The organism is Lysinibacillus sp. NPDC097214, from assembly GCF_050277945.1.
GTDB classification, from domain to species: Bacteria; Bacillota; Bacilli; order Bacillales_A; family Planococcaceae; genus Lysinibacillus; species Lysinibacillus xylanilyticus_B.
The window spans coordinates 776,594-803,222 of sequence record NZ_JBNNSS010000001.1 but is presented as its reverse complement, the minus strand read 5'-3'; the positions used below and the strand labels follow the sequence as shown (position 1 = coordinate 803,222).

At 38.2% G+C, this 26,629-nt stretch carries 25 protein-coding genes and 1 riboswitch; of the genes, 15 read left to right on the top strand and 10 right to left on the bottom strand.

What is annotated here, in order from left to right; all coding sequences use genetic code 11:
* Positions 1-306: 306 nt before the first annotated feature.
* From ACQKMI_RS03780 to ACQKMI_RS03755, 6 genes are all read left to right on the top strand, one after another.
* Positions 307-1,692, top strand: a complete 1,386-nt coding sequence (locus tag ACQKMI_RS03780) for an isochorismate synthase (RefSeq protein WP_427487319.1) — start codon at positions 307-309, stop codon at positions 1,690-1,692.
* On the top strand, positions 1,685-3,409 hold the full coding sequence (menD, locus tag ACQKMI_RS03775) for a 2-succinyl-5-enolpyruvyl-6-hydroxy-3-cyclohexene-1-carboxylic-acid synthase (protein ID WP_427487317.1): 1,725 nt from the start codon (positions 1,685-1,687) through the stop codon (positions 3,407-3,409). The genes ACQKMI_RS03780 and menD overlap by 8 nt, the downstream gene beginning before the upstream one ends.
* Positions 3,397-4,230: a 2-succinyl-6-hydroxy-2,4-cyclohexadiene-1-carboxylate synthase gene (menH, locus tag ACQKMI_RS03770; protein ID WP_427487316.1), complete on the top strand. Its 834-nt coding sequence runs from the start codon at positions 3,397-3,399 to the stop codon at positions 4,228-4,230. The genes menD and menH overlap by 13 nt, the downstream gene beginning before the upstream one ends.
* 160 nt (positions 4,231-4,390) lie before the next feature.
* Complete coding sequence (gene menB, locus ACQKMI_RS03765; RefSeq protein ID WP_049667407.1) at positions 4,391-5,209, top strand: 1,4-dihydroxy-2-naphthoyl-CoA synthase; 819 nt, start codon at positions 4,391-4,393, stop codon at positions 5,207-5,209.
* A gap of 162 nt (positions 5,210-5,371) precedes the next feature.
* A complete protein-coding gene (locus ACQKMI_RS03760; protein WP_427487314.1) occupies positions 5,372-6,799 on the top strand; it encodes an o-succinylbenzoate--CoA ligase in 1,428 nt (475 codons plus the stop codon).
* A 569-nt stretch (positions 6,800-7,368) separates the two neighbouring features.
* Positions 7,369-8,574 carry a transglutaminase domain-containing protein gene (locus tag ACQKMI_RS03755; protein WP_427487312.1) on the top strand — a complete coding sequence of 402 codons (1,206 nt, stop codon included), beginning with the start codon at positions 7,369-7,371 and terminating at the stop codon, positions 8,572-8,574.
* Here the strand turns inward: ACQKMI_RS03755 and ACQKMI_RS03750 are convergent.
* The 4 genes from ACQKMI_RS03750 to ytzI form a co-directional block, all read right to left on the bottom strand.
* Positions 8,537-9,532 (bottom strand): metal ABC transporter solute-binding protein, Zn/Mn family, encoded by a 996-nt coding sequence (locus ACQKMI_RS03750; RefSeq protein WP_427487310.1) that lies wholly within the window; start codon positions 9,530-9,532, stop codon positions 8,537-8,539. The genes ACQKMI_RS03755 and ACQKMI_RS03750 overlap by 38 nt on opposite strands.
* Positions 9,533-9,637: 105 nt before the next feature.
* Complete coding sequence (yidD, locus tag ACQKMI_RS03745; protein WP_053485074.1) at positions 9,638-9,871, bottom strand: membrane protein insertion efficiency factor YidD; 234 nt, start codon at positions 9,869-9,871, stop codon at positions 9,638-9,640.
* Positions 9,868-10,029: a hypothetical protein gene (locus ACQKMI_RS03740; protein WP_427487308.1), complete on the bottom strand. Its 162-nt coding sequence runs from the start codon at positions 10,027-10,029 to the stop codon at positions 9,868-9,870. Before ACQKMI_RS03740 ends, yidD begins: the two co-directional genes overlap by 4 nt.
* Before the next feature lie 70 nt (positions 10,030-10,099).
* A complete protein-coding gene (gene ytzI, locus ACQKMI_RS03735; RefSeq protein WP_427487307.1) occupies positions 10,100-10,246 on the bottom strand; it encodes a YtzI protein in 147 nt (48 codons plus the stop codon).
* 136 nt (positions 10,247-10,382) lie between these two features.
* Between ytzI and ACQKMI_RS03730 the strand changes: the two genes are divergently transcribed.
* Positions 10,383-10,700, top strand: a complete 318-nt coding sequence (locus ACQKMI_RS03730) for a transposase (RefSeq protein WP_427487305.1) — start codon at positions 10,383-10,385, stop codon at positions 10,698-10,700.
* A 161-nt stretch (positions 10,701-10,861) separates the two neighbouring features.
* Here ACQKMI_RS03730 and ACQKMI_RS03725 read toward each other — a convergent pair whose 3' ends face one another.
* Positions 10,862-11,299, bottom strand: coding sequence for a hypothetical protein (locus ACQKMI_RS03725; RefSeq protein WP_427487304.1), 438 nt, complete (start codon positions 11,297-11,299; stop codon positions 10,862-10,864).
* Positions 11,300-11,866: 567 nt separating this feature from the next.
* Between ACQKMI_RS03725 and ACQKMI_RS03720 the strand changes: the two genes are divergently transcribed.
* The 3 genes from ACQKMI_RS03720 (at position 11,867) to ACQKMI_RS03710 (ending at position 14,260) form a co-directional block, all read left to right on the top strand.
* Entirely contained in the window at positions 11,867-12,331 is a 465-nt protein-coding gene (locus ACQKMI_RS03720; protein ID WP_427487302.1) for an NUDIX domain-containing protein, read from the top strand.
* Positions 12,315-13,091 (top strand): alpha/beta hydrolase family protein, encoded by a 777-nt coding sequence (locus ACQKMI_RS03715; RefSeq protein ID WP_427487346.1) that lies wholly within the window; start codon positions 12,315-12,317, stop codon positions 13,089-13,091. The genes ACQKMI_RS03720 and ACQKMI_RS03715 overlap by 17 nt, the downstream gene beginning before the upstream one ends.
* Positions 13,092-13,306: 215 nt before the next feature.
* Entirely contained in the window at positions 13,307-14,260 is a 954-nt protein-coding gene (locus ACQKMI_RS03710; protein WP_427487345.1) for an MBL fold metallo-hydrolase, read from the top strand.
* Between the two features lie 164 nt (positions 14,261-14,424).
* Here the strand turns inward: ACQKMI_RS03710 and ACQKMI_RS03705 are convergent, their stop codons facing one another.
* Both ACQKMI_RS03705 and pckA read right to left on the bottom strand, forming a co-directional pair.
* Positions 14,425-15,381, bottom strand: a complete 957-nt coding sequence (locus ACQKMI_RS03705; protein ID WP_427487300.1) for an alpha/beta hydrolase — start codon at positions 15,379-15,381, stop codon at positions 14,425-14,427.
* Between the two features lie 763 nt (positions 15,382-16,144).
* Positions 16,145-17,731 carry a phosphoenolpyruvate carboxykinase (ATP) gene (gene pckA / locus ACQKMI_RS03700; RefSeq protein ID WP_427487298.1) on the bottom strand — a complete coding sequence of 529 codons (1,587 nt, stop codon included), beginning with the start codon at positions 17,729-17,731 and terminating at the stop codon, positions 16,145-16,147.
* Positions 17,732-18,303: 572 nt separating this feature from the next.
* On the opposite strand from pckA, the gene ACQKMI_RS03695 reads away from it, so the two are divergent.
* Both ACQKMI_RS03695 and metK read left to right on the top strand, forming a co-directional pair.
* The gene (locus ACQKMI_RS03695) at positions 18,304-18,522 is read left to right on the top strand and encodes a hypothetical protein (RefSeq protein ID WP_427487296.1); all 219 of its coding nucleotides are present in this window, start codon (positions 18,304-18,306) and stop codon (positions 18,520-18,522) included.
* 7 nt (positions 18,523-18,529) lie between these two features.
* Positions 18,530-18,648: riboswitch (SAM riboswitch) on the top strand.
* Positions 18,649-18,980: 332 nt separating this feature from the next.
* Positions 18,981-20,177: a methionine adenosyltransferase gene (metK, locus tag ACQKMI_RS03690; RefSeq protein WP_427414708.1), complete on the top strand. Its 1,197-nt coding sequence runs from the start codon at positions 18,981-18,983 to the stop codon at positions 20,175-20,177.
* Between the two features lie 191 nt (positions 20,178-20,368).
* Here the strand turns inward: metK and ACQKMI_RS03685 are convergent, their stop codons facing one another.
* The gene (locus ACQKMI_RS03685; RefSeq protein WP_323651328.1) at positions 20,369-20,890 is read right to left on the bottom strand and encodes a gamma carbonic anhydrase family protein; all 522 of its coding nucleotides are present in this window, start codon (positions 20,888-20,890) and stop codon (positions 20,369-20,371) included.
* Between the two features lie 136 nt (positions 20,891-21,026).
* On the opposite strand from ACQKMI_RS03685, the gene ACQKMI_RS03680 reads away from it, so the two are divergent.
* Positions 21,027-21,833: an alpha/beta hydrolase gene (locus ACQKMI_RS03680; RefSeq protein ID WP_427487294.1), complete on the top strand. Its 807-nt coding sequence runs from the start codon at positions 21,027-21,029 to the stop codon at positions 21,831-21,833.
* 125 nt (positions 21,834-21,958) lie between these two features.
* Entirely contained in the window at positions 21,959-23,467 is a 1,509-nt protein-coding gene (locus ACQKMI_RS03675) for an alanine/glycine:cation symporter family protein (RefSeq protein WP_427487292.1), read from the top strand.
* Positions 23,468-23,635: 168 nt separating this feature from the next.
* Here ACQKMI_RS03675 and ACQKMI_RS03670 read toward each other — a convergent pair whose 3' ends face one another.
* Together ACQKMI_RS03670 and ACQKMI_RS03665 are read right to left on the bottom strand one after the other, a co-directional pair.
* The gene (locus tag ACQKMI_RS03670; protein WP_323651331.1) at positions 23,636-24,214 is read right to left on the bottom strand and encodes a tRNA (mnm(5)s(2)U34)-methyltransferase; all 579 of its coding nucleotides are present in this window, start codon (positions 24,212-24,214) and stop codon (positions 23,636-23,638) included.
* Positions 24,211-25,167: a TIGR01212 family radical SAM protein gene (locus ACQKMI_RS03665; protein ID WP_427487290.1), complete on the bottom strand. Its 957-nt coding sequence runs from the start codon at positions 25,165-25,167 to the stop codon at positions 24,211-24,213. The genes ACQKMI_RS03670 and ACQKMI_RS03665 overlap by 4 nt, the downstream gene beginning before the upstream one ends.
* A gap of 269 nt (positions 25,168-25,436) precedes the next feature.
* Between ACQKMI_RS03665 and ACQKMI_RS03660 the strand changes: the two genes are divergently transcribed.
* Positions 25,437-26,615 carry an MDR family MFS transporter gene (locus tag ACQKMI_RS03660; protein ID WP_427487288.1) on the top strand — a complete coding sequence of 393 codons (1,179 nt, stop codon included), beginning with the start codon at positions 25,437-25,439 and terminating at the stop codon, positions 26,613-26,615.
* Positions 26,616-26,629: the final 14 nt, after the last annotated feature.

Genomic DNA, 26,629 nt, shown 5'->3' with positions numbered 1-26,629 from the left:
GGCTAACTGACCTGCATCGGTAAAAACGCCACGTCCTGTGGCATTACCGAAATGACCGACATCGTGTCGGCCCTCGTGCAGGCCTAAGCACAAAGTCGATTCCGGACGCAATTATGCCGAGGCATAATTGATCAAAGGAAATATGATGTGGTAAAAGTACAAACGCTCACTTTATTATGCAAAGGTTTGGTCAATTTGTGTTATAGAAAAGCCAAAGCAGTTAAAATTTATATTGAAAGTTAGAACGAGTACAAAACATACCGTGCGTCATTTATTATGTACATTGCAACAACGGAGGTAATTTTCATGCAACAGAAGTGGTACCAAGCCACAGAGGTAGAAGTGGACTCTTTGGGCCAAAGCCTTCATTTTTATATGGAAACAATTGAGGTAAGTCGCTTATCGGCGCTCGCATTTTATGCGGCGGGCGAGGAGCATTATAAAGGTGAACGATTTTATTGGCAAAATAGAGAAAAAACAATGACATTAGTAGGACTAGGACATGCCTATACGATTCAAAATAACGCCAAAAATGATCGCTACGATGCAATAGAAGCAGAATGGAAAAGTTTAACGAAAAACTGTGTTAAGGGACAAAGTGAGCTACAGCCAATTTTGTTTGGCGGATTTACATTCGATCCACAAAATGATGTTGCTGGGGAGTGGACAGACTTTCCGGAGGCTTTTTTTGCGCTCGCAACATATCAGCTTGTCATACGTGATGACAAAGCGTTTGTAAGTATCCATCTTATTTCAAAAAATGGGCAGGCAGAGTCTCAGTTTGATGCGTTACGTAAAGAGCGAGATCATTTAATTCATGCTGCTCAGGTAAAAGAAGTGAAAACGTATTCAAAGCCTGAAATCACAAGTTATTTTGAGCCATATAAGGAGCCATATTTAGCGTCGATTGACCAAGTAACAGCATTGATTAAGCAAAAGAAGGCAGATAAAGTTGTTATTGCACGCTCACTAGCATTGCAATTTAAAGAAGAAGTTTCTTCACCACAAGTACTATCACAAATTATTCATGAGCAGCCAGAGAGCTATTTATTTGGTTTAGAGCGTCAAGAATTATTGTTCTTTGGTGCGTCCCCTGAACGTCTTGTAAAAGTAGAAAAGGGCCGCGCCTTTTCATCTTGTGTGGCAGGTTCTATTAAACGTGGTAAGACAGCTGAGGAAGATGAAGCCTATGGACAAAGCTTATTAAATGATTCGAAAAACGGTGGCGAGCATCAATATGTTGTCGATATGATTGCGGAAACATTCCGTAAAAATTGTGTGGAGATGAACGTACCAGATAGCCCTCGCTTACTAAAGATTAGAGATATACAACATTTATATACACCTGTTGAAGGTCAGTTGAATAATGAGGCAACCATATTACAACTGACAAAGTCTTTGCATCCAACGCCAGCTTTAGGTGGTGTGCCAAGGAAAGAGGCAATGGCAGCTATACGTAAGTATGAGCCTATGAATCGCGGACTTTACGCAGCTCCAATTGGTTGGGTAGATGCTGAAGGCAATGGGGAATTTGCAGTGGCCATTCGTTCGGCTGCTTTACTTAAGGATAAAGCTTATTTATATGCTGGTGGCGGTATAGTAGCAGATTCAGAGCCACAATCTGAATATGAGGAAACATTAGTGAAATTCCGTCCAATGCTTCGTGCGCTAGGAGGACAATTACATGAGTGAACGAGAAATGTTAACGGATTATGTTTATAAAATGGTAGCGTCACTAGTGCAAGCTGGTGTTGAAAACGTTGTTGTCAGCCCTGGCTCACGTTCTACACCTTTAGCTTATGCATTTGCTTCAACGAAACAGCTCCATATGTATCGTCAGGTTGATGAGCGATCTGCTGCCTTTTTTGCGTTAGGAATTGCAAAGGCTACCGCAAAACCTGTTGTTCTTCTATGCACATCGGGAACAGCTGCGGCAAACTATTTTCCTGCCATTGTTGAGGCAAGCTATGCTCGTGTACCGTTAATTGTAATTACAGCTGATCGTCCACATGAATTGCGAGAGGTGGGTGCACCACAGGCTATTAATCAGCCGAATTTATATGGTACGCAAGTTAAATGGAGCGTGGATTTCCCGTTGGCAGATGATGCAGCACCAACATTGCCGTTTATAGAGCGCCATATTGCCCGTGCAGTGGCGATTGCAATGAGCGCACCATTTGGACCAGTGCATATTAATGTACCGTTTAGAGAGCCTTTGTTGATTGATTTTCGAGAGGAACTTCCAGAAGCGACATTTAAGCACAGTAGTATGGGTCAGTTAATACCTTCAATGGCGACTCAACAAGAGCTATCGGAGATTTTACGTGCAACTAAAAGAGGTTTCGTTATTATTGGTGAGCTAGCACTTGGTACAGATTTATCAATTATGTGGGAGTTTGTTCGCCAATTAAAATGGCCGGTCATTGTCGAGAGTCTATCTAATATGCGCTCGTCTGTCCCAGAGGATTGCCTGCCATATATTGTCACAACATACGATGCAATTATGAAAAGCGAAGATTTTAAAGCATTAGTTAAACCAGATACGGTACTACGTTTAGGAGCACAGCCTGTTTCTAAATTTATTATGCAATTTATTACTAAGTCTCAGCCGGATGCTTATATTGTTGTCGATGAAGATCCGATGTTCCGTGATGCTACAGGTGTGTCTACTCATTTTGTTCATGCAAGTATTGGTGAGTGGATCACGCAATTAAAAATCTCTGAAACGGCACTAGAAGCAGCGTATTTAGCTGAGTGGCAAGATGCTAATGATATAGCACTAGAGTATATTGAACACTATTCTGATGGTGCGATTGATGAGGGAGCAATGGTAAGTCGATTACTAAAAATGATTCCTAATGGCAGTGATATTTTTGTTAGTAGCAGTATGCCAGTGCGTGATATTGATACGTTTTTAATGGCGACACCGAAGGATCTCCGCATTGTTGCGAATCGTGGAACGAATGGTATTGATGGCGTCGTATCGACTGCAATGGGCTTTAGTCAAGGAAATAACCGCGAAACCTACTTGCTTATTGGCGATTTAGCCTTTTTACATGATGTCAACGGGCTTATTGCTTCAAGATACCAGGAATGCAACCTGACAATTATCGTTATGAATAATGATGGCGGCGGTATTTTCTCATATTTACCACAATCTACAGTCGAGGCACATTATGAAGATTTATTTGGCACGCCAACTGCCCTTAAATTCCGTGATATTGCCAATATGTACGATATGGACTATATACGCGTAGAGGATATTTCAGAGCTATCAGTAAAGTTCACAACGGTCAAAAAACGACCAATACGCTTAATCGAAATTTTCACGAACCGAGAAGAAAATGTATATGCGCATCGGGCACTGTGGAATCGCATTAATGCGGGGTTAAAAGCATGGCAAAGCTAATGGTTCGAGGGCTTGAAACGAACGTAGAAATCTGGAATGAAGAAGCGGAGCAAACGCTCGTTGCATTACATGGTTTTACAGGTAGTACGGCTACATGGCGAAATTTAGCGAAAACTCTACCTAGTGTACGTGTTATTGCCATTGATTTAATTGGACATGGTCAAACGGCTATACCTCAGCAAATTAGTCGTTTCTCTATGCAAGAGCAAATCCAAGATTTAGAGGAAGTTTTTTGCCAGTTAGAGCTTAAGAAATTTACGCTGCTAGGCTATTCGATGGGAGGAAGAGTTGCATTATCGTATGCAATCTCCTACCCTGAACGCATTAATAAGCTAATTTTAGAAAGTGCTTCGCCAGGTTTACGAACTGTAAAGGAACGTTCTGAACGTTGTGAGAGGGACAACGCTCTCGCTGAAAAAATAATTAGTAATGGTTTGTTGTCATTTGTCAATGCATGGGAGAACATTCCTTTGTTTGAATCTCAAATGCGTTTGCCAGACAATGTGCAAGAAGCGATTAGGTTCGAGCGAATTTCTCAGAAGGAGGAAGGCTTGGCAGGTAGCTTACGAGGCATTGGTACTGGAAGTCAACCACCAAATTGGATGTCATTGGAGAAAATTGAATTCCCTGTGCTTTTAATTACAGGTTCACTTGATGAGAAATTTTGTAAGATAGCACTGGAAATGAAAGCGTTATTAAAAAATGCCAAGCATATGACAGTAAATGACGCAGGACATGCAATTCATGTGGAAAATTCCGCTGAGTTTGCTACAATAGTAGAGGAGTATTTAACTTCTTTCAACACCAATGAAAGAAGTTAAAGCCTCCGGCGGATGTCACGGAATCGGAAAGGAATTCTTTGTGCTTGCACAAAGCCGATTCCAGACGCAATTATGCCGAGGCATAATTGATCGTAATGTTATTTTTACGTTATCGCCTCGATTTTGAACGAGACGAATTTAATTATTAGGAGGCAATTCAATGACACGTCAATGGACTAGTTTACATACTTATGAAGACATTAAGTATGAGTTCTATAACGGTATCGCAAAAATTACGATTAACCGTCCAGAAGTGCGCAACGCATTCCGACCAAAAACGGTAATGGAAATGATCGATGCTTTTTCACGTGCACGTGATGATAAAAATGTTGGAGCTATCATTTTAACTGGTGAAGGTGAGCATGCCTTCTGTTCTGGTGGAGACCAAAAAGTACGCGGTCATGGCGGCTACGTTGGTGAAGATGAGATCCCACGTCTAAACGTTCTTGATTTACAACGTTTAATCCGTGTTATTCCAAAACCTGTAGTAGCGATGGTTGCAGGCTATGCAATCGGTGGAGGACACGTATTACACGTTGTCTGTGACTTAACAATTGCTGCTGACAACGCTCGCTTTGGACAAACTGGACCAAAAGTTGGTTCATTCGATGCTGGGTATGGCTCAGGCTATCTTGCGCGTATTATCGGTCATAAAAAGGCGCGTGAAATTTGGTTCCTTTGCCGTCAATATGATGCACAGCAAGCACTTGATATGGGATTAGTTAACACAGTTGTTCCTTATGAGCAATTAGAAGATGAAACTGTACAATGGTGTGAAGAAATGCTACAAATGTCTCCAACTGCTCTACGCTTCTTAAAAGCAGCAATGAATGCAGATACAGACGGTTTAGCAGGTCTTCAACAAATGGCTGGCGACGCTACGCTTCTTTATTACACAACTGATGAAGCTAAAGAAGGTCGTGACGCATTTAAAGAAAAACGTCAACCAGATTTCGGTCAATTCCCAAGATTCCCTTGATGATTTGAAGCGATGAACGGCTCGTATCTTAATGAGATACGAGCTTTTTGTATATCTAAACTGGTAAGACGGATAGACTTGTCAGAGTGACGGGACTCCATGTCCAACTGATGGATAATGCGATGAAACGGTAAGATTAAGGCAGATTGGAGGAATAACAAGTTGTATCTAAATTGGATTTTACAGAGAGCGTATTTAACGCCTTTACGAAACGGTTTAACATATAATGGGCAGACTTGGACATTTCAAGAATTAAACGAATTATCTTTAAAACGTGCCCGTCAACTTACAGCACTGGATATTAAGCAAGGAGACCGTATTGCAATAATGGGGCCGAGTAAGCCTTCTCTTGTCATTATGATGTATGCATGTATGCATTTACAATGTGAAATGGTCATGCTAAATCGTAGGCTAACACAGGATGAAATTGCCTATCAGCTAGAGGATTCTAAGGCTATGGCAGTATTAATTGCAGATGAGGATATAGAAAAATTACCATCACATACGTCTTATTATTTATTTTCTACTATAGAAAAAAGTACAGAAACGGCTATTGATATTACGAAAGAATGGTCTTTAAACCAAACAACATCGATTATGTACACATCTGGTACGACTGGTTTTCCGAAGGGCGTTTGTCAAACAGTAGGAAATCATCAGGCAAGTGCAACGGCCTCAGTGTTAAATATAGGCTTGCATGCGGATGATACTTGGTTATGTGCTGTACCGCTTTTTCATATTAGCGGCTTTTCTATTTTAGTGCGTTCACTGTTATACGGTAATAAAGTGCATTTATATGATCAATTTGATGCAGAAGCCATTTCCCAAAATATCATGGATGGCGAGGTTACACATATGTCTGTAGTCGCGGTCACGTTGGAAAGGATTCTACATACCCTTGAACAGAAAAATGCGCAAGCTTCACCGAAATTTAAAATGATGCTAGCAGGTGGTGGACCTGTACCGGTGGATTATTTAAAGAGAGCGCATGCATTACATTTAGCTGTAGCTCAAACATATGGTATGACTGAAACTTCGTCGCAAACTGCAACATTAGCGAATGAAGATGCGATGAAAAAAATTGGTTCAGCGGGAAAACCATTATTTTTTAATCAAATTCGTATTGCTGAGCCGAATGACAATGGTGAAGGAGAGATTTGCATACGTGGTCCACATGTTACACCAGGGTACATTGGTCGTTTTGCCCAAAAAGGTGCAACGATTGATGGCTGGCTCCATACAGGGGATATTGGCTATATAGATGAAGAGGGTTATTTATTTGTTATTGATCGTCGGGCTGATTTAATTATTTCAGGTGGCGAAAATATTTATCCTGCTGAAATCGAAAATGTGCTACTTACACATCCTGCTGTAAAGGAAGCGGGAGTATGCGGCATCGATGACGATGAATGGGGACAAGTACCAATCGCCTTTGTTGTATTAAAAGAACATGTTCAGGTAGAGCAAATACAAGCATTTTGTCAAAAGAAGCTTGCAAAATATAAACAACCAAAAGAGATTATTGTTACGGACGAGCTTCCACGAAACGGCGCCAATAAGCTACTTCGCAGAAAATTAATGAACGAATAAAAAAATGATCCAGGAAATCTTTATAAATGCTGTGGCGCCTCACTTTTGCACAGACAAAATCCTTTTTAGTTGATTGGAGTGGAGACTGGGCGACTCCTCGGGGATCAGCAATAGAGGAACGAAGGCTAAATGCATCACATCCTGTGATAACGCCTTCGTGACCAACATCAGTGCTGCTGCCGCTTCGTTAGCACTACGCTTTCGCGCAGAAAACATCTGTTGGCCCGAGAACCTGGAGCGAAGCGAAGCGGCTCATCGGACGCCCCCAGGAAGCTTTGCTCTGTGCGAAAGCGAAGCGTCAGCAATTGTTTTATCTGTGCGAAAGCGTAGCGACAGCAACAACAAAGCGCACAGTCGGAACGGAAATCAACCACTCGTTTTGCCGAAGTGCCACATCTTATTTTCATAGAAATAATCGTTTTTCCCTATAAAAGAAGCCTTCATATAATGAAGGCTTCTTTTATTCATTTTAAGAGTCATTTTAGTAAACTTTTAGGATTAAATTAATCATTCATTAACATAATAAGAAATGACTGGCATAAACTAGTTAGTAAAGGAGAATGACTCATATGAGAAAATATATATATAATGTTGTCATTATATTATTTGTTCTACAAATGAGTCATGTGCAAGTATTCGCAAACTATGAACAAAATAACATTGCAACAGCCAATTCAATAGAATCACTACAATATCAAATTCAAAACCAAGTCATGCAATTAACTACTGAATTTGACATTCGTTATACTGGTAATACGACGGAAATAAAAGATGAACTATCAGAGCTTATTAAACATGCTATTCAAGATCCATATATTTACGCCAATATTTCTAGTTTTAAATGGAAATATGAAGGCTATGCCAATAATATTGTCATTAGATTTGAGTTTACCTATCATATTTCACAGCAAGAGGAAGCGTTTGTAGAACAGACTTTGACGAATATTATTGCACCTATGCATGGATTAAGTGAATTGCAAAAAATACAAGCTGCACATGATTTTATCGTCCTATCTGCTGAATATTCAAAGGAAACCGAAGGAAGTCCATATTCTCCCTACACATTGCTTACAGAAAAGAAGGGAGTTTGTCAGGCATATGCTCTAGTGCTTTATCGAATGCTAGAGATGCAAGGCTTTGAGGTACAATATGTGCCAGGAAAAGTAGGGGAACAACTACACGCCTGGGTCTTAGTAAAGCTTGATAATGCATGGTATCATATCGATGTTACTTGGGATGATCCGTTGCCTGATCTGAAGGGTGAGGTACGTTATAATTATTTTTTAGTTTCTGATCGCCAATTAGTACAAGACCACTCTTGGGACTATTCGAGTTTCCCTGCTGCTACAAGCGAAACCTCTATCGATTTACAAGAAACAACAAAGATTGAAGTTCTTACAAAACCAATGATGGATAGTCAGTTTACTTTTGATAAAGGGCAGTCCGTTTTAAGTAAAAATAAACAAATAGTAAAGCCATTAATAGAACAGCCTACAGTGCTTTTGAAAGGTAATAAAAGTGAAAAGAGTGTTCAGGTACATCTAAATGAATGGGAACCAATCATTTTAGAAAGTAATGTAGTCCAAGTAAGGGCTCACCGAAAGATAATACAAAATACTGAGCATAAGAGAAAAGGGCTAATAAATGTTGATAGAGCGGAAAAACGAATGCCACAAGAAAAGTACGTCATAATAAAGGAGGTGCCCCATACGATTTTCGGGGCACCTCCTAATACATTTATTTGTAATCGTTTAAAGCAGTATTTAAAGTTTTAATATTTCTTTTCATAAGGGTGAAGTAAGTTTCATTTTTCTTCACATCATCCGTTGTTAAAACGCTTAAATTATGCAAGACAAGAGATTCTGCTCCAACTTCTTTTTGGATAACCTCGGCTAATTTAGAAGAGACATTTTGCTCGAATAAAATGTAGTGAATATGCAAATCATTTGCTTTATCAACAATCGTCGTAAGTTCTTTTTGAGAAGGCTCATTTTGCGAGTTTAAACCAGCTATTGGTACTTGCTTTAAGCCGTATTGTCCTGCGATATAGCCAAATGCTGCATGTGATACGAAGAACGTTTTTTCTGGCGCTTTATCAGACATTGCTTTAAATTCGTTGTCTAAATCTTGTAGTTCTTTTACTAATGCCTCGTAGTTAGCTGTAAATGTAGCTTTTTGTTCTGGCATTTTTTCAACTAAAGTGTTTTTAATAGAAAGTGCTAAGTCTTGACTGATCGTTGGTGATAGCCAAACATGTGGATCTACATTACCGTGATCATGATCATCATGTCCGTGTCCTTCTTCATGATCGTGATGTGCTTCCTCTTCATCATCATGTGTGTGACCTGTACTCATCGCTAATTTTTCATCTGAAACCTGATCTGCTGTTGCCACCATTGCTACATCTTCATTAGCTAGAGTCTTTTTTGCATTTTCAACAAAGCCCTCTAGCCCTAAGCCGATATAGAAAAATATATCAGCATCTGCTAAGTTCATCATATCTTTTTGTGTTGGCTCAAATGTGTGTTCATTCGCGCCAGCAGGGTAAATAGAAGAAACCTCTACAAAATCGCCACCAATTCGTTGTGCAAAATAACTTAATGGATAGACAGTTGTGTAAATAGTTAATTTATCCTTTGTCTCTGACTGTTTGGATGTTGATGATTTATCCCCACAGGCAGCAGTGAATAAGGCAAGAACTGCAACTAAAAATAACAAAAATAATTTTTTCATCTTATAGTATACCTCTTTAAAATAGTAATCATTACGATTTGTTTTGAACATTTTCTATAATAACGCACATCTGAAAAAAGTACAAGAAAAAATGACCCTCGAAAATTAATTCTTTTTCGAAGGCCATTTTTCAGGTACTGGATCAAAGCCACCCGGATGGAATGGTTGGCATTTTGATATACGTTTAATCGTTAAATAGAATCCTTTAATGGCACCGTGTTTTTGAAAAGCTTCAAGTCCATAGGAAGAGCATGTAGGATGGAAGCGACAGGATGGCGGTGTCATGGGTGATATAAATTTTCTGTAAAACTTAATGAGCCATATAAAGGGATATTTCATATTTTTTTGTCCTCTTGTTGAGTGTTGAATTGCTTAGGTTTAGCATCGATAGTTTGTGTAAAGAAATTGCTTTTTTTCTTCAACAGGACAATGACAGAAACGCCAAACATAAGCATCATCATTGCGATCATAATGATTATTGGTAATGGTACTCCCATTGCGTTCACTCCAAATTCTATTTGTTAATACTATTATAAAAGAATCTCTTAAAAAAATGTACAAATTGAACTAGTCATCATCTCGATGAAAGCTTTGCTGAGGTTTTTCGTCAACTGTATGTTTAAAAGCATACGCACGATTGACACTAATAATAGTCGCGATCGTTACTAAAACAACGATGATTGCTGCTACAATTAAGAGTGTGATTAAACTCATGGCATTCACTCCGTTCCTTATTGCTTACTTCCTATTATAAATTAGATCATCTACCTTAGTTGTGAAGGAAGTTTGACATTCCAGCGAATAAAACAACACGATTACCTCCATACTATGGAAAAAGGAGTGTTTTGGGATGGAGCGTCAGCGTGTATATTTTTCACTTGCCAATAGAACGTATTATACTAATCCATATGCGGGACCGTGGAACTTTGAACTCAATATAGATCGCCAAGCATTAGATGTCTTTGAAAAGATTTTTCAGCAAATGCAGATGTTAGAAATAGCGAATGCATGGCGTGCGCAATTGCCATATATACAATATCATCTTGATAGAGAAAATGATGAAATTGATTTGCGATTAAAAAAAATCTATGCACTTGTTCATGAATATGGGGATGCGGATACGAAGGCATTTGTGGAACAACTTCCTTACTTCAATAAACGTGCCTAAAAGGTAGGGTCACTGAAAACTTCAGTGATCTTTTTTTATGGCTGTTTTCGCAGAGATTGTTGCTTCTTCGAACTAGATAAACGTCTAATCTTATAGAAAAACAAGTGGAGGAAAATACTTATATCTGCGTATCAAAAAGTATACCAGAATAAAAATTGCCTTCAATTATTTCTATTTCGACTCATAATCAAGTTAATAAATACCAAAGCAGATAATAACACTATTGCCGAGATCCAAAAATAAAAGCCAAGGTTATGACTTATCGTAACATACGAACCCCCTGCCTCATCTCGCAACATTTTCATTGGAAAAAATGCTCCAGAAGCCAGTAACAACATAAATAAATGACTAATACTAGTTTTTTTCCCTCTAAACGTTTGAATCGAAATGTAAATGAAAAACAGGTTTGCATACCAACTAACATAAGCCGTCGACGATAACTCTAGAACGAAACCTAGCCAACCCATTAACAATATAATGAGTCCTCTACTTTCACCCCAGCCGGGGCTTGAAATAACAGGTAACTTTAACGAAATACAATACAAAGCCCAAATTACTATTAGAGCAATCGTATTAAGTTTTTTGAAATTTTTGTTCATTAATTTTGTTCCTTCTAAGTATTATTTGTTCTAGAAATATAATTGTTCCATATCATTTTCTGAAATTATTTATATCTGAAATATTATATTACTATTTTAAAACGTAGTCATCCAAAAAAAATCCACACTATTAATATTTTCTAATAATTAAAACAAAATCGTTTAGAGTTTGTATAAAAGCAACAAAGTTTACGAAAACAGCCTTTTTTATTGAAAAATTAATGAAAGCTAATTTTGAAAACTACTATTATATTAAGTTGGTAAAATGAAAAGCCTTGATCAACTTAATGGATTTTATCTAAGAGGTGAACTCTCATTTCGAGCACTAGCATCTAGCAGTAAAAATACGAATATAATCTTAATCGTGAAAATCAATCCTAATGACATTATATTGACAGTATGTAAATATAGGAGTTGAAAAGTAGTGATTTTATTTGTTGATTGTAGCTGCATGATTACACTATAGTGAAAATAAAAGACCGTCACCATAACGCCGAAGAGTGCCAATCTTTATTAGTAAATGATTGGACTCAGTGTATGAAACAAGAAAATAAGGAGTTGATGAGCATGTTCTCATTTACAGATTTAAATGGTTTACGAGTGGATTTAAGTTTTAAAAGAGGCGAACTGGACGTTGAGCCTAAGCATGTACTTGTTTTATTAAAGCATGAAAATAAGTGGTTATGTACGATTCATAAACGCCGTGGCGTAGAGGTTCCAGGTGGAAAGCAAGAACCTGGGGAAACATTGGAGCAGGCAGCGATTAGGGAAGTATTCGAAGAGACTGGTGTTCATGTGAAAAACCTTAGATGGTTTGCTGAATATGCCGTTCATGATGACATTTTATTTTGTAAAACGGTCTTTACTGCACAGTTTGCGGGGCAGGAGGACATTGATTTTGATTTAGAAACTTCAGGGATGGCTTGGCTAACAGATGAAGAATTTACTCATCATCCAAATTTAAGCTTTCATATGAAGGATGAAGGAATGAAGAAAATGCTGGAGGAGTTGAAACATTATGACCAATGGTAAGATCGTTGGAAAACGTCCTTATCCTTCGCCCAATCCAGCTATTCGTTTAACGGAAATCACGTATATGTCACAGGGTCTACGTGTGAAGGGATTATTAGCGGAACCTAAGGCAGAAGGTACATATGATGGCTTTTTATATTTACGAGGAGGCATGCAAAGCATTGGTATGGTTAGACCTTCGCGTGTCGCTCAGTTTGCAGCTCAAGGCTTTATCGTTTTTGCCCCATATTACCGTGGCAATCGAGGTGGAGAAGGTCGAGATGAGTTTGCAGGAGCTGATCGTTATGACGCTGTATACGCAGTAGACGTGCTAAAACAGTTCTGTAATGATCATATTCATGTTTATGGTTTTTCACGTGGCGGTATTATGGCACTTTGGACTGCAATCTTACGTAGAGATATTACATCTGTTGTGACATGGGCAGGAGTATCTGATGCAACAGCTACATATTGGGAGCGAACAGATATGCGCCGGATGATGAAACGTGTTATTGGAGGGACGCCTAATCGTGTACCAGAGGCTTATGATGCTCGTACACCACTTTTTGAGGTAGAGCATATGACAGCTCCTGTCCTTATTATTCATGGCTATCTTGATGAAAATGTAGATATTGAACATGCAAGACAGTTAGAATTTTATTTAAAGGATGCCAATAAAACCTATGAGACATGGTATGATCATCGCTACGCTCATCAGTATCCACCGGCAAAAAATAGAGAAACAGTACATGCACTTTGCGAATGGATGAAACGTCAATAAAATATTCAGGTCTGTCTTCCTATTAGTTTCAAGGGATGTAACGATTCTAATGTGCCGACTCGGTTGGACTCACGAAGTTAATGTTTCCAGCCTAAAGGAGAGGTGTACTTAAATAATCTTCTTTTAGATTAATATCTTATGTTTAGAGGGGAGAGTATTCTTTGAAATACGAAATAAGTAAAAGACTTAAGATTATTATCGTAGGATTAGTATTGATGATAATCGCTTCCACTTTTGTTTATTATAAGTTTTTAACACCTTCAGCAGATATTCAGCAATACAAGGAATACTATACTTCGAATACAACGCAAAAAACATTAAATCAAGGTGAGGTAAAGGTCACATTTTTAGGAACATCATCTTTATTATTTGATGATGGCAACACACAATTAATGATTGACGGTTTTATTTCTAGGCCGCCCTTATTAAAAATGTTGCCCTTCAGCAATGTAAAAACAGATACAAATACTGTAAATAAAGTCTTTAATAAAATAGGGATTGATCATAATAAACTTCAGGGGTTGTTTATAGCTCATACACATTATGATCATGCGTTAGATTTAGCTTATATCGCTAAACAAACTGGTACACATGTATATGGTTCAGAATCAGCAATTAATATAGGACTTGGTAATGGTATAAACACGAAACAGATGTCTGTATACGAAGTAAATAAGGCTATGCAGTTTGGTGATTTTACCGTTACTGCCCTTCAATCAAAACATTCACCAACCTTTGACGAAGGAGAAAAAATAAAAGAGCCACTTAAACAACCAGCAAAAGCCCTAGATTATCATGAAGATTCTTCATACGATTTCTTGATTACGCATCATCATAAAACCTTCTTTGTTAAACCAAGTGCTAACTATATAGAAGGGGCATTAGATGGTATTCGAGCTGATGTATTATTTTTAGGAATAGGAGTATTAGGTGCTCAGGATCAAGATTTTCAAAACATGTATTATGAGCAAACTGTTCAGAAAGTACATCCGAAACTCATTATTCCAATACATTGGGACGACTTCAACAAACCTTTAACAGATACTCTTGAGGCATTGCCTAAATTTGCAGATAACACAAAAAAAGGATTAGATTTTATCATTCAAAGGACAAAGGCGGATAACATTGATTTACAAATACTTCAAGGTTTTCAAAGTATTTATTTCTGATAATTTAGAGTAATAAACGAAAGTGGCATACTGTATTTAGAGAATTAACTCTATGATTACCTCTTGCAAAAGTGCTCAGGGTAGACCAAAGAATTGCTCGGGTTGACTCAAAAAAACGTTCAGGTGCTATTTAACAAGCACCTGAACGGTTGAAAAAAGGATACTTATTCGACGTATTTTGCTAAAAAGTTATTAATAGTTTTCCAGTAAGAATCACCAGCAATGTTTTCTGCACCGCCATGTCCAGCACCTTCAACTATCATTTTCTCCTTCGGCACATTGGCAGCCTCATATACTTCATTTAGCATATATGATGGAACAAATGTATCATTACTTCCATGAATGAATAGCATCGGCGTTTTCGATTTGGCAACTTGCTCAACAGTATTAGCTTCGCCAAGCGTATAGTCAGCTCTTACTTTCGTAACAATTGAAGAGAAGTGCATAATAGGAAAGACCGGTAAATGAAAGATTTCTTGCAATTGGTAGGAGAATTCATCCCAAACTGAGGAATAACCGCAATCCTCAATAATAGCCTTAACATTGTTAGGTAGATCCTCTCCTGAGGCCATCATCACTGTAGCGCCTCCCATGGAAATACCATACAAAATAATTTCTGCGTTTTTATCAGAATAGGTCACATTATTAATCCACGAGACTACATCAAGTCGATCGTGCCAGCCCATCCCAATATAGTCACCCTCACTTTTTCCATGAGCTCTTGCATCTGGTATGAGAACGTTGTAGCCGGTATCGTAAAAATGCTTAGCATACTTTGACATTTGTGAGCCATCAGATGAATAGCCATGGAAAACAATTGCCCATTTATTTGTTTCGTTTGTATTTTTAAGCGTGTAGGCATGTAATTTCAAATCATCAAAAGACTGTACATAAGAATCTTGAGACGTCTCTTTAAACCACTTTTCACTCTCTTCTTTTTCTTTAGCTTCCTTAGGATTAACAGCAATTGAATTGATCGGCGCATCAAGCACGGCTGATTTATCTGTAGTAGGATTTAAGGCGAGATTATAAAAATAATTCCCTGCAAAAAATCCAGCTCCAACAAACAATACTATTAGAAGACTGACAATGGTAATAATCACTTTATACTTTCTTTTCATATATTTCCCCCTAAAACTACTATTATGAATTATACACAAAGTTAACAATATGAAAAGTGGACTTTTCTAAAATAGGGGAAAATAAAAAAGGGAACGACTCTAATCGTTTCCTTTTATAGTGTTGAAAAAACAAAATAGTTAAGTAAATCTTTGTGATTGTTGTGGCATTTTAAAGGTGGGTGATTTCCGTTCCAGGCTACTCGCTTTCCTGTGGGCGAGCGTCGAGCCGCTTCCTCCGCTATGCTCCGTGCAGGGTCTCACCTGTCTCGCTTTCCCACGGGAGTCGAGTAGCCTTCCACCCCAATCAGCAACAACGTAGAACTTTTATAAATATAAATTAATGTTAAAGGTGAAAGTTATGCTACTCACCATAATCGATCGGAATAGACTTATAACATAGAAAGAGATTGTACATCTGTTGTTGCTGACACTTTGCTTTAGCACAAAAAACATCTGTGGCTAACCCTTCGCTTTCGCACAGAGAACATTTATTTAATTGAAGAAACGTGTAAGAAAATATATGCAAAGTGAAGTATTTATTGGAGTGGAGACTGGGCGACTCCTTGGGGATTAGCGATAGAGGAACGAAGGCTAAAACCATCACGTCCTGTGATAACGCCTTCGTGACCAACATCCTGTTGCCCCGACGCCCCCAGGAAAGCACCCAGTCGGAACGAAAATCAACCCCTCGTTTTGCCAAAGTATAATAGTCTTTCAACAACAAAAAAGGGAACGATTGAAATCGTTCCCTTTGCTTAGTAAGTTATTTTAATGGACCACCTAGTTTAGTGATAGCTTCAGAAACATTTGAGAATTTCTTGAAGTTTTCGTTGAATAAACCAGCAAGTTCAGTAGCTTTTTTATCATAAGCAGCTTTGTCTGCCCATGCATCACGAGGATTAAGCACTTCAGTTGGTACACCCTCAATAGCAGTTGGAATGTTTAAACCGAATACTGAATCTTGAATTGTTTCAACATCAGTTAATTTACCATCAATTGCAGCGCGCACCATTGTACGTGTGTAAGAAAGCTTCATACGACTACCAGTACCATATTCGCCACCAGTCCAACCAGTGTTCACTAAGAATACTTGTGCACCGTGCTCGTCAATTTTTTGACCTAACATTTCAGCATAAACTGTTGCTGGAAGTGGAAGGAATGGAGAACCGAAGCAAGTTGAGAATACTGGTTCTGGCTCTGTTACACCACGTTCTGTACCAGCAAGTTTAGATGTGAAACCGCTTAGGAAGTGGTACATTGCTTGCTCTTTTGTTAATTTACTGATTGGAGGTAATACACCAAATGCATCAGCTGTTAAGAAGATGATTGTTTTTGGGTGACCTGCAACAGATGGATCAACAATATTTTCAATGTATTGAATTGGATAAGCTACACGTGTATTTTCTGTTAATGAACCGTCATCATAGTCACAAACTCGAGTTTCTGGATCAACAGCTACGTTTTCTAAAACAGAACCGAAGCGGATTGCGTTGTAGATTTCTGGTTCTTTTTCAGCAGAAAGGTTAATTGTTTTTGCGTAGCAACCGCCCTCAATGTTGAATACACCGTTATCAGACCAACCGTGTTCATCGTCACCGATAAGTTTACGGTCAGGATCCGCTGATAAAGTAGTTTTACCAGTACCAGATAAACCGAAGAATAATGCAACATCACCAGCTTCACCAACGTTAGATGAGCAGTGCATTGAAAGGATGCCTTGTTGTGGTAATAAGTAGTTCATAATACCGAAAATAGACTTTTTGATTTCACCAGCGTATTCAGTACCACCGATTAGGATAATTTTCTTTTCAAGTGATACAATGATGAATGTTTCAGAAGCAGTGCCATCAATGGCAGGGTCTGCTTTAAAATTAGGAGCTGAGATAACTGTGAAGTCAGCAACATGAGAAGCTAATTCTTCTTTAGTTGGACGGATAAATAATTGATGAGCGAACAGATTGTGCCAAGCATATTCATTGATTACTTGGATGCTTAATTGAGAATCTTTGTCAGCACCAGCAAAGCCTTTGAATACGAATAATTCGTCACGTTCTTTTAAATATTTTACTACTTTTACATATAAGTTATCGAACACTTCAGAAGAAATTGGTCGGTTAACTTTTCCCCAGTCAATTTTATCTTTTGTACTCTCTTCTTCTACCGTATATTTATCTTTAGGTGAACGACCAGTGTATTTGCCAGTTTCTGCACGAACTGCGCCATCTACTGTTAACATAGCTTCACCACGAGAAGTAGCTTTTTCAGCTAATTGTGGTACTGAAAGTTGAACATTAATGTTACTGCCGCTTAATAATTCCTTCAGTTCGTTTGCAATTTCTACTGAATTCATCGATTAAATACCATCCTTTTTTATAGTATTCCCTTGAGTCTGAGGGAGATTTTCTTAATTTCAAAAATAGTATAACACAATTGGTTTAATAATCTATACTAATTAAGAAATTATTTTTCAGATTTTATTACTTTTCAAGAAAACGACAAAAAGTAAATTAATTCGTTTTAATAATGCTTTTTACCCTATTTATAATAAGTGATCAGACAATCACTTTCGACACAGCAAAATTGTGTTTAGAAGCTTTTGGCTAACATGAGGTTCGCACAGGATGTGAAGTTTTAGCTTGTTTTTTATTCGTTGGAGCTTGTCTTCGATTGAATAGGGGCTACAATCATATTCATCCACCACATGTTCTGTAGCTGACGCTTTGCTTTCGCTACAAAATGTGCTGTAAAGGGATACACATATGTTAACACATGATGTGAGGTGGAGAGTAGGGATTATTTTGTTTAAATTTACAGCATAATCCAAAAAAGTTTCATTATAATTCCATACTATCTTATATGAATACAATCAATTGTACCTCGGCATAGTTGGATTCGGAGTCGGCTTTGTGCTTAGGCCAGCAGATGTTTTTTGCGCGTAAGCGAAGCGACAGCAACACGGTTTTATCTGTGCGACAGCAACAACAACACGAGGGCCGACACGATGTCGGTCATTTCGGTAATGCCACAGGTCGTGGTGTACTTAGTCTGAGTTCCTCTATTTCAGTGGGTGTTGGGACACTCGCTGAAAGAAGTGAAAAAAATTTGACAACGTTCGACCTTTTACGTATTATGAGATATTGAACGGATACTCTTATCCCGAGCTGGTGGAGGGTCAGGCCCTATGAAACCCGGCAACCTGCATGAACTATTTCACGACATGCGCTGGTGCCAATCTGATGCAAGGGGAAACCCCTTGAACGATAAGAGTGAAAGGTTACGAAGTCATTATTCCTTTCCTCATGTTAAGTAAGCGTGAGAAAAGGATTTTTTTATTGTTAAAAACGAATGTAAAGGTAAGTATATAGTCCTTTCCTTATTATAATGACGGATCTTTCGAAAACCTCGTGTTAAAAGCAGTAGTTGTTTTTTGTGTGAAAGTGAAACGACAGCAACAGTTGTTTTTTGTGCGAAAGTGAAACGACAGCAACAGCTACAACAACGGCTTTAGAGTTCAATCTATAGGAGCGGGCTTGACATGGGTAATGAGTACCGTATTAATTCGCAAATATTATTTGTAAAAGTAATAGGAGGAAAATCAAATGACAAACCGTCGATTGTTTACATCAGAGAGTGTAACAGAAGGACATCCAGACAAAATTTGTGATCAAATCTCGGATGCCATTTTAGATGCCATTTTAACAGAAGATCCAAACGCACGTGTAGCGTGTGAAACAACAGTAACAACTGGCTTAGTATTAGTAGCAGGAGAAATTACTACTTCTACTTATGTAGACATTAAAGGTATCGTTCGTGATACTGTAGCAGAAATCGGTTATACACGTGGGAAATATGGTTTTGATGCAGAAAACCTAGCAGTACTTGTTGCTATTGGTGAGCAATCACCTGATATTGCTCAAGGTGTTGACCAAGCCTTAGAGGCGCGTGAAGGCTCTATGACTGACGCTGACATTGAAGCAATTGGCGCAGGTGACCAAGGTTTAATGTTCGGTTATGCATGTAACGAAACACCAGAGCTTATGCCATTACCAATTAGTTTAGCGCATAAATTGGCTCGTCGTTTAACGGAAGTACGCAAATCTGGTGAACTAGCATATTTACGTCCAGACGGAAAAACACAAGTAACAATTGAGTATGATGAAAACAATGTACCAGTGCGTGTTGATACGATTGTCATTTCTACACAGCATGACGAAGAAGCTACACTTGAGCAAATTCAAGCAGACTTAAAAGAATTCGTTATTGCCCCAGTTGTTCCAAGTGAATTATTAGATGCTGAGACTAAATATTTCATTAACCCAACTGGCCGATTCGTAATTGGTGGTCCAAAAGGAGACGCTGGTCTAACTGGACGTAAAATCATCGTTGATACATACGGTGGCTATGCACGTCATGGTGGAGGTGCTTTCTCTGGTAAGGATGCAACTAAGGTAGACCGTTCAGCGGCATATGCAGCACGCTATGTGGCGAAAAATATCGTAGCAGCTGGTTTAGCAGATCGCGCTGAAGTACAACTAGCTTATGCGATTGGTGTTGCTCAACCCGTATCTATTGCAGTTGATACTTTCGGGACAGGAAAAGTTACAGAAAGTGAAATTGTAAAATGGGTACGTGAGCTATTTGACCTACGCCCAGCGGGGATTATTAAAATGCTTGACCTACGTCGCCCAATTTATAAGCAAACTGCAGCATATGGTCACTTCGGTCGTACAGACTTAAATGTACCTTGGGAACAAACAGACAAAGCTGACGCATTACAAGAAAAAGCAGGTTTATAAACTATTCAGCTAAAGTAATAAAGTAGCTGAAAAAATATTTTAATATACTATTACAGAAAGGGGCTCAACATGCTAATGCCCCTTTCGTTGTTTTTAACTTCTTTCAGCGAAAAAAATAAGCTCCTTATCATAATCGTGTATGGCTCGGTTGTCCAAGCAAACGAGGAGCTGCTTTGATTTAGTTGAAATAACTATTTATTTTTTGGTTGAAGAGATTTATAGTATTGACCTTTTTCTACATATTCACGTATGATGCGTTCCATATCTTCTTTATCTTCATCGTTTAATTCTCTTACAACTTTTGCGGGACGCCCTAATGCTAAGCTATTTGGAGGAATGACTTTGCCTGGAGGTACAAGGCTACCCGCCCCAATGAATGCACCCTCTCCAATCTCCGCTCCGTCTAATACGATAGAGCCCATACCAATTAAGGCTTTTTTTCGAATTGTACAGCTATGTAAAGTTACTTGATGTCCGACTGTTACCTCATCTTCAATAATTAGTGGATATTTAGGGCTTTGATGTAAGCAACAGAGGTCTTGAATACTAACTCTTTTTCCGATAACTGTCGGTGATACATCCCCTCGAATAACCGTGTTAAACCAAATTGTTGTTTCAGCACCTATTGTAACGTCACCAGTTACGGTTGCATAATCGGCAATAAATACAGATGGATCAATATTGGGTGTTTTACCTTTAAATGGATAGATCATGAGAATCGCCTCTTTTCTTTCTATGATGTAATATTATCGTAACAAATACGCAACTTGATGGAAATATTAAATTAAAATGAGCTAGATATTCCGTTATAATCATTGTGTAATTATTTTTTTAGGAGGACTATGTGAAATGTGGAAATGGGAAGCTGATGGACAAGCAAAGGCTGTGGTTGCTATTCTTCATGGTGCATATGAAAATCACCGCTGGTATGCATGGCTTATAGAAAAATTAAGATTGGAAGGCTTCCACATAGTCATGGGGGATTTACCTAATCATGGAGTAAATAAAGGGTATTCAAGTGTTCACGATGAAGATTTTAAAGAATACAACAAATATACAAGGCATTTAATCGAGAATGCATTTTCGTATAATTTACCTGTCTTTTTAATAGGACATGGGCTTGGTGCGACACTATTACTACATACCATGCAAAAACGAAAATATGAATGCGCAGGAATTATTTTAACCTCACCTTGGCTTCATTTAAAGCTATTGCCAGGCAAACTATCAAATGCTTTAACTAGTTTAAGTGCCCTGACTGCAAATGTGAAGCTGACCCATGAAATTACTTTAGAATCACTAACGCGCAGTTTAGAAGGTAGAGATGAGATGAAGGATGAGGTTCCTTTTTCGTCAGTTGTTTCAGTGAAATGGTATCGAGAGTTACAGCAAATGATGCGCAATTTAGTGTTATTGCCTACGGCTGAATTCCCAAACATGCCTATGTTAGTTATGACAGCTGGAAAAGATAATATTACTGAAACTAAACAAGCTCGTAATTGGCTTCATCAGCAGGACTTTACAGAGTTTCAATTTAAAGAATGGGTAAACTGTTACCATAATCTATTTCATGAAGTAGAGCGAGACGAGATTTTTGTCTATATACGTGATTTTATTAATAATGCTCTTCGAAACATTGGCTATATAATTAAGTAGTGAATAACCTCTCCAATTAACTAGAAAATTACTAACTTTTTGTTACTCGAATATAATGTTGTAATTTTCTGAAAAGTGTAATACTATAATGACCTAAAGTATTATTTTTAAATTGGAGGGGTAAAATGGAAACAATCGTTGGGAAAATGAATGATATTTTATGGGGACCGTGGTTTATTTATGGCATTTTGTTAATTGGGCTCTTTTTTTCAATCATTACGAGGTTCCTACAAGTAAGACACATTAAAGATATGTTTGTTTTAATGTTTAAAGGCGAAAAATCGGATAAGGGGATTTCATCTTTCCAAGCAATGTCTATTGCATTATCTGGTCGAGTAGGTACAGGTAATATTGCCGGTACAGCTACAGCAATCGGGATGGGGGGACCTGGTGCTGTTTTTTGGATGTGGGCAATCGCCTTTATCGGTGCGGCAACTGCTTATGTCGAGTCGACGTTAGCTCAAATTTATAAAGAAGAGAAAGATACAGAATATCGTGGTGGTCCAGCTTTTTACATAGAAAAAGGAATGGGGCAAAAGTGGTTTGCAGTTATTTTTGCTGTTGCCGCATTAGCTGCTATGTTAATATTGATGCCGGGTGTTCAATCGAATGCAATTGCGACAGCTGTTGAAAACGCTTTCGATGTTAAGACTTGGATTACAGGACTTATTATTGTTGTATTATTAGGTACTATTATTATTGGTGGTATTAAATGGATTGCCAATGCTGCACAGATTATTGTACCATTTATGGCATTAGCCTATATTCTGATGGCCATCGTCATTATTGCGATGAATATTAAAGAAGTACCAGCTGTATTTTCATTAATTTTTTCTAGCGCATTTGGTGCGCATGAAATCTTTGGTGGTGTTATTGGCTCTGCTATTGCATGGGGTGTTAAACGTGGAATTTATTCAAATGAAGCCGGTCAAGGTACAGGTGCGCATCCGGCAGCGGCAGCAGAAGTATCACACCCTGCTAAACAAGGTATCGTTCAAGCAGCTTCTGTGTATATTGATACTCTATTAATCTGTTCAGCTACAGCATTTATGATTTTATTTACTGGTATGTATAATGTACACGATGAAAAAGCTGCAGATGGCGCTGATTCATATGTTTATGTTGGTGATTTCAATAAAGGTGGATTAACTGGAGAAGAACAAATAACATTTGCGAAAAGTATTAAAGAAGGTGCAGCGTACACACAATATGCAGTTGACTCTTCATTACCAGGTTTTGGTGGTCCATTCGTAGCGATTGCATTATTCTTCTTTGCTTTTACGACAATTATGGCATACTACTACATTGCCGAAACAAATGTGGCTTATCTATTCTCAGGAACTACAGAAAAAGTTGTCATATGGCTGGCTAAATTTGCAATTTTAATTTCTGCGTTTTACGGTACAATCCGCACTTCCGATCTTGCTTGGGCTATGGGGGATGTTGGATTGGGCTTAATGGTTTGGATTAACGTTATAGCAATTTTAATTATTATGAAGCCTGCTATAGTCGCATTAAAGGATTATGAGAAACAGAAAAAAGAAGGAAAAGATCCTGTTTTTGATCCTCGTAAACTAGGAATTAAAGGTGCAGATTTCTGGGTTGATTATAATGAAAAACGTAAAAATAAATAGATACTAATATAAGAAGCTATCTAATAGATTGAAAGATTCTATTAGATAGCTTTTTTTATTTTGCCTTCCCCATGCCATCTGAGGTTATTTCTTTTTTGATTAAAAAGCCTGATTCCAATGCGCTATTGGAATCAGGCGTAAAATAAATAGTAATATACAATTATCTAACTAACTTAACGAATAATCTTTCATTTTTTCTAAAGCAATTACAAAAGGTGGATCATTTTGTTGATTTAAAAACTCGTATTTTAATACATGTACATATTTTTGGGGAAGTTGACTGACATATTCTATCACAGCATCTCGTTCTTCTTTTCCACCCGGATGACCATGATAAATGACAAGGACAATAAGACCACCGATTTTTAGCATCTTTAGCAAATCATCAATTGCTTGTATCGTAGTATTCGGCTGTGTAATGATGTCGTGATTACTACCAGGCAAATAACCAAGATTAAAAATTGCAGCAGCTACTGGCTTGTGTACATAGTTGACTACTTCTTCATGCCCTCTATGTAAAACAAGTGCACGATGCTCTAAGCCATTATCTAAAAGGCGATGGAGAGTGGCATCAACAGCGCTCTTTTGAACATCAAAGGCGTACACTTGACCTTCATCGCCGACAAGTTGTGCTAGAAACAATGTGTCGTGGCCATTTCCAGCTGTGGCATCCACTACAGTGTCGCCCTCTTCAACGGTATCCTTTATTAGTTGCTGGGCATATTGTATAACACGTTGTAGCTTCATTTGGCATCCTCAGCTTTATAAAATTTCCCTTGCCAGCTGCCGCGACGTTCAAGCTCAGCATCGATGCCATTTAATACTTCCCATTTATTTACACTCCACATCGGTCCAATCATTAAATCAATTGGTCCATCCCCTGTGATACGGTGAATAACCATATCTGGTGGTAGAATTTCAAGTTGATCGGCTACAAGCTTTGTATATACGTCTTGATCTAAAAATTCTAACATTCCTTTTTCGTATTGCTTAACCATTGGTGTCCCTTTTAAAAGATGTAGTAAATGAATTTTAATACCTTGCACATCAAGCTTTGCGACTTCACGAGCAGTTTCCATCATCATGTCATTGTCTTCAAGAGGGAGACCATTAATAATGTGCGAGCATACGCGAATACCATGCTTTCTTAGCTTTCCAACACCTTCCACATATGTTGCATAATCGTGGGCACGGTTAATAAGATTGGCTGTTTTTTCATGCACAGTTTGAAGTCCTAACTCAATCCATAAATAGGTACGTTCATTTAATTCAGCTAAATATTCAACTACATCATCTGGCAGACAATCTGGGCGCGTTGCGATGGATAATCCAACAACACCTTCTTGGGCTAAGGCAGCTTCAAATTTTTCTTTTAATACTGGTAGCGGTGCATGTGTATTTGTGTACGCTTGGAAGTAAGCCATGTATTTGCCATCCTTCCATTTTTGATGCATTTTGTCACGTATTTCAGCAAATTGCACCTCGATAGGATCAACTTTGTTACCCGCAAAATCACCTGAACCTGCAGCACTACAAAACGTACAACCACCAAAGGCAACTGTACCATCACGATTTGGGCAGTCAAAGCCTGCGTCTAGTGCTACTTTAAAAACTTTATGTCCAAATTGCTCACGTAAATAGCGATTCCATGTATAATATCTTTTCCCTTCTGAAGGAAAAGGAAAGTTTGTCTCTGTCATTTATTTCACTCCTCTAACACTATATTTTATCACGTGTCGATGGTTCCGTCATGAGGGAAGAATTTAATAATATGTGAATGTACTGAGCGAATGATGAGAGAAGGCAAACGAAAAGTATATAGACCGGAGTAAATCGTGAAGAGGACCAAAAAACTACACAAAAAATATTCTAAAGCATATGTAAAAAGAGTAAAATTATTTTTCTTGTGCTTTTGTATGTTTCAACATAAACTAACTATTTAGAGTAGCGAAATAACGGAGGTCATTCTATGCCGAAAAGTGTTTGGTTTTTAATTATTGGAATGCTTGTGAACACGACGGGCAACTCATTTTTATGGCCTTTAACCGCCATATATATGCATGATTATTTAGGGAAGTCACTTGCGATGGCTGGCTTTGTGTTGATGTTGAACTCTGCTGCCGGCGTTATAGGGAATCTCTTAGGTGGTTATTTATTTGATAGAATAGGTGGCTATAAATCAACAATGATTGGCATTCTTTTGACGATTGCCTCATTAATAGCTTTAACGATTTGGCACGGCTGGCCACATTATGTGTGGATTTTAACGGTGCTTGGCTTTAGTGGGGGTATTGTATTCCCTGGAATGTTTGCGCTAGCTGGAACTGCTTGGCCTGAGGGCGGACGCAAGGCCTTTAATGCAATTTATTTAGCTCAAAATGTAGGAGTGGCAATTGGTCCTGCGCTTGCCGGCGTTGTTGCGGATTACCAATTTGACTACGTCTTCAAGGTCAACTTAGCCATGTATATTTTGTTCTTTTTTATAGCGTTTTTTACGTTTAAACGATTAGAAGAGGGAAGCATTGCACCGAAAAATGTCGTGAGTGAAAGTAAACGAATCATTAATAAAGCACCGTTTTATGCGTTATTAATTATAAGTGCATCCTCTGTACTATGCTGGCTAGCTTATTCACAATGGAGTGCGACTATTTCTTCCTATACACAAGATCTAGGATTAGGATTGAAACAGTACAGTTTACTTTGGACAATTAATGGCCTACTTATCGTTTTGGGGCAACCGCTAATTGCGCCGCTAGTGAAACGTTGGGAAAATAAATTGAAGCGTCAATTAGTATTTGGTGTAACCCTTATCGCAATATCCTTTGGCATCATTGCATTTGCAAGTGATTTTAAAATGTTTGGAGCAGCAATGGTTGTGCTAACTTTTGGTGAAATGTTTTATACGCCTGCTTTACCTACTATCGCCAATCAGCTTGCACCTAAAGGGCGTCAGGGCTTTTATCAAGGGATTATTAATAGTGCAGCAACAACTGGTCGTATGATTGGACCTCTATTTGGTGGTATTATGGTGGATCAGTTTGGCATGATTGTACTCGTATTAATTTTAGTAATTATAGTATTGTTTGCGATTATTCCATGCCTTATCTATGATTATCCTTTACGAAAGCATAAAACGGTGACAGATTAATAGATAAATTTAAC

What these genes read in the sequence shown, in the direction of transcription:
- ACQKMI_RS03780 (WP_427487319.1), top strand. Translation starts at nt 307, where the DNA reads ATGCAACAGAAGTGGTACCAAGCCACAGAGGTAGAAGTGGACTCTTTG.
- menD (WP_427487317.1), top strand. Translation starts at nt 1,685, where the DNA reads ATGAGTGAACGAGAAATGTTAACGGATTATGTTTATAAAATGGTAGCG.
- menH (WP_427487316.1), top strand. Translation starts at nt 3,397, where the DNA reads ATGGCAAAGCTAATGGTTCGAGGGCTTGAAACGAACGTAGAAATCTGG.
- menB (WP_049667407.1), top strand. Translation starts at nt 4,391, where the DNA reads ATGACACGTCAATGGACTAGTTTACATACTTATGAAGACATTAAGTAT.
- ACQKMI_RS03755 (WP_427487312.1), top strand. Translation starts at nt 7,369, where the DNA reads ATGAGAAAATATATATATAATGTTGTCATTATATTATTTGTTCTACAA.
- ACQKMI_RS03750 (WP_427487310.1), bottom strand. Translation starts at nt 9,532, where the DNA reads ATGAAAAAATTATTTTTGTTATTTTTAGTTGCAGTTCTTGCCTTATTC.
- yidD (WP_053485074.1), bottom strand. Translation starts at nt 9,871, where the DNA reads ATGAAATATCCCTTTATATGGCTCATTAAGTTTTACAGAAAATTTATA.
- ACQKMI_RS03740 (WP_427487308.1), bottom strand. Translation starts at nt 10,029, where the DNA reads ATGGGAGTACCATTACCAATAATCATTATGATCGCAATGATGATGCTT.
- ytzI (WP_427487307.1), bottom strand. Translation starts at nt 10,246, where the DNA reads ATGAGTTTAATCACACTCTTAATTGTAGCAGCAATCATCGTTGTTTTA.
- ACQKMI_RS03730 (WP_427487305.1), top strand. Translation starts at nt 10,383, where the DNA reads ATGGAGCGTCAGCGTGTATATTTTTCACTTGCCAATAGAACGTATTAT.
- ACQKMI_RS03725 (WP_427487304.1), bottom strand. Translation starts at nt 11,299, where the DNA reads ATGAACAAAAATTTCAAAAAACTTAATACGATTGCTCTAATAGTAATT.
- ACQKMI_RS03720 (WP_427487302.1), top strand. Translation starts at nt 11,867, where the DNA reads ATGTTCTCATTTACAGATTTAAATGGTTTACGAGTGGATTTAAGTTTT.
- ACQKMI_RS03710 (WP_427487345.1), top strand. Translation starts at nt 13,307, where the DNA reads ATGATAATCGCTTCCACTTTTGTTTATTATAAGTTTTTAACACCTTCA.
- ACQKMI_RS03705 (WP_427487300.1), bottom strand. Translation starts at nt 15,381, where the DNA reads ATGAAAAGAAAGTATAAAGTGATTATTACCATTGTCAGTCTTCTAATA.
- pckA (WP_427487298.1), bottom strand. Translation starts at nt 17,731, where the DNA reads ATGAATTCAGTAGAAATTGCAAACGAACTGAAGGAATTATTAAGCGGC.
- ACQKMI_RS03695 (WP_427487296.1), top strand. Translation starts at nt 18,304, where the DNA reads ATGTTTTTTGCGCGTAAGCGAAGCGACAGCAACACGGTTTTATCTGTG.
- metK (WP_427414708.1), top strand. Translation starts at nt 18,981, where the DNA reads ATGACAAACCGTCGATTGTTTACATCAGAGAGTGTAACAGAAGGACAT.
- ACQKMI_RS03685 (WP_323651328.1), bottom strand. Translation starts at nt 20,890, where the DNA reads ATGATCTATCCATTTAAAGGTAAAACACCCAATATTGATCCATCTGTA.
- ACQKMI_RS03680 (WP_427487294.1), top strand. Translation starts at nt 21,027, where the DNA reads ATGTGGAAATGGGAAGCTGATGGACAAGCAAAGGCTGTGGTTGCTATT.
- ACQKMI_RS03675 (WP_427487292.1), top strand. Translation starts at nt 21,959, where the DNA reads ATGGAAACAATCGTTGGGAAAATGAATGATATTTTATGGGGACCGTGG.
- ACQKMI_RS03670 (WP_323651331.1), bottom strand. Translation starts at nt 24,214, where the DNA reads ATGAAGCTACAACGTGTTATACAATATGCCCAGCAACTAATAAAGGAT.
- ACQKMI_RS03665 (WP_427487290.1), bottom strand. Translation starts at nt 25,167, where the DNA reads ATGACAGAGACAAACTTTCCTTTTCCTTCAGAAGGGAAAAGATATTAT.
- ACQKMI_RS03660 (WP_427487288.1), top strand. Translation starts at nt 25,437, where the DNA reads ATGCCGAAAAGTGTTTGGTTTTTAATTATTGGAATGCTTGTGAACACG.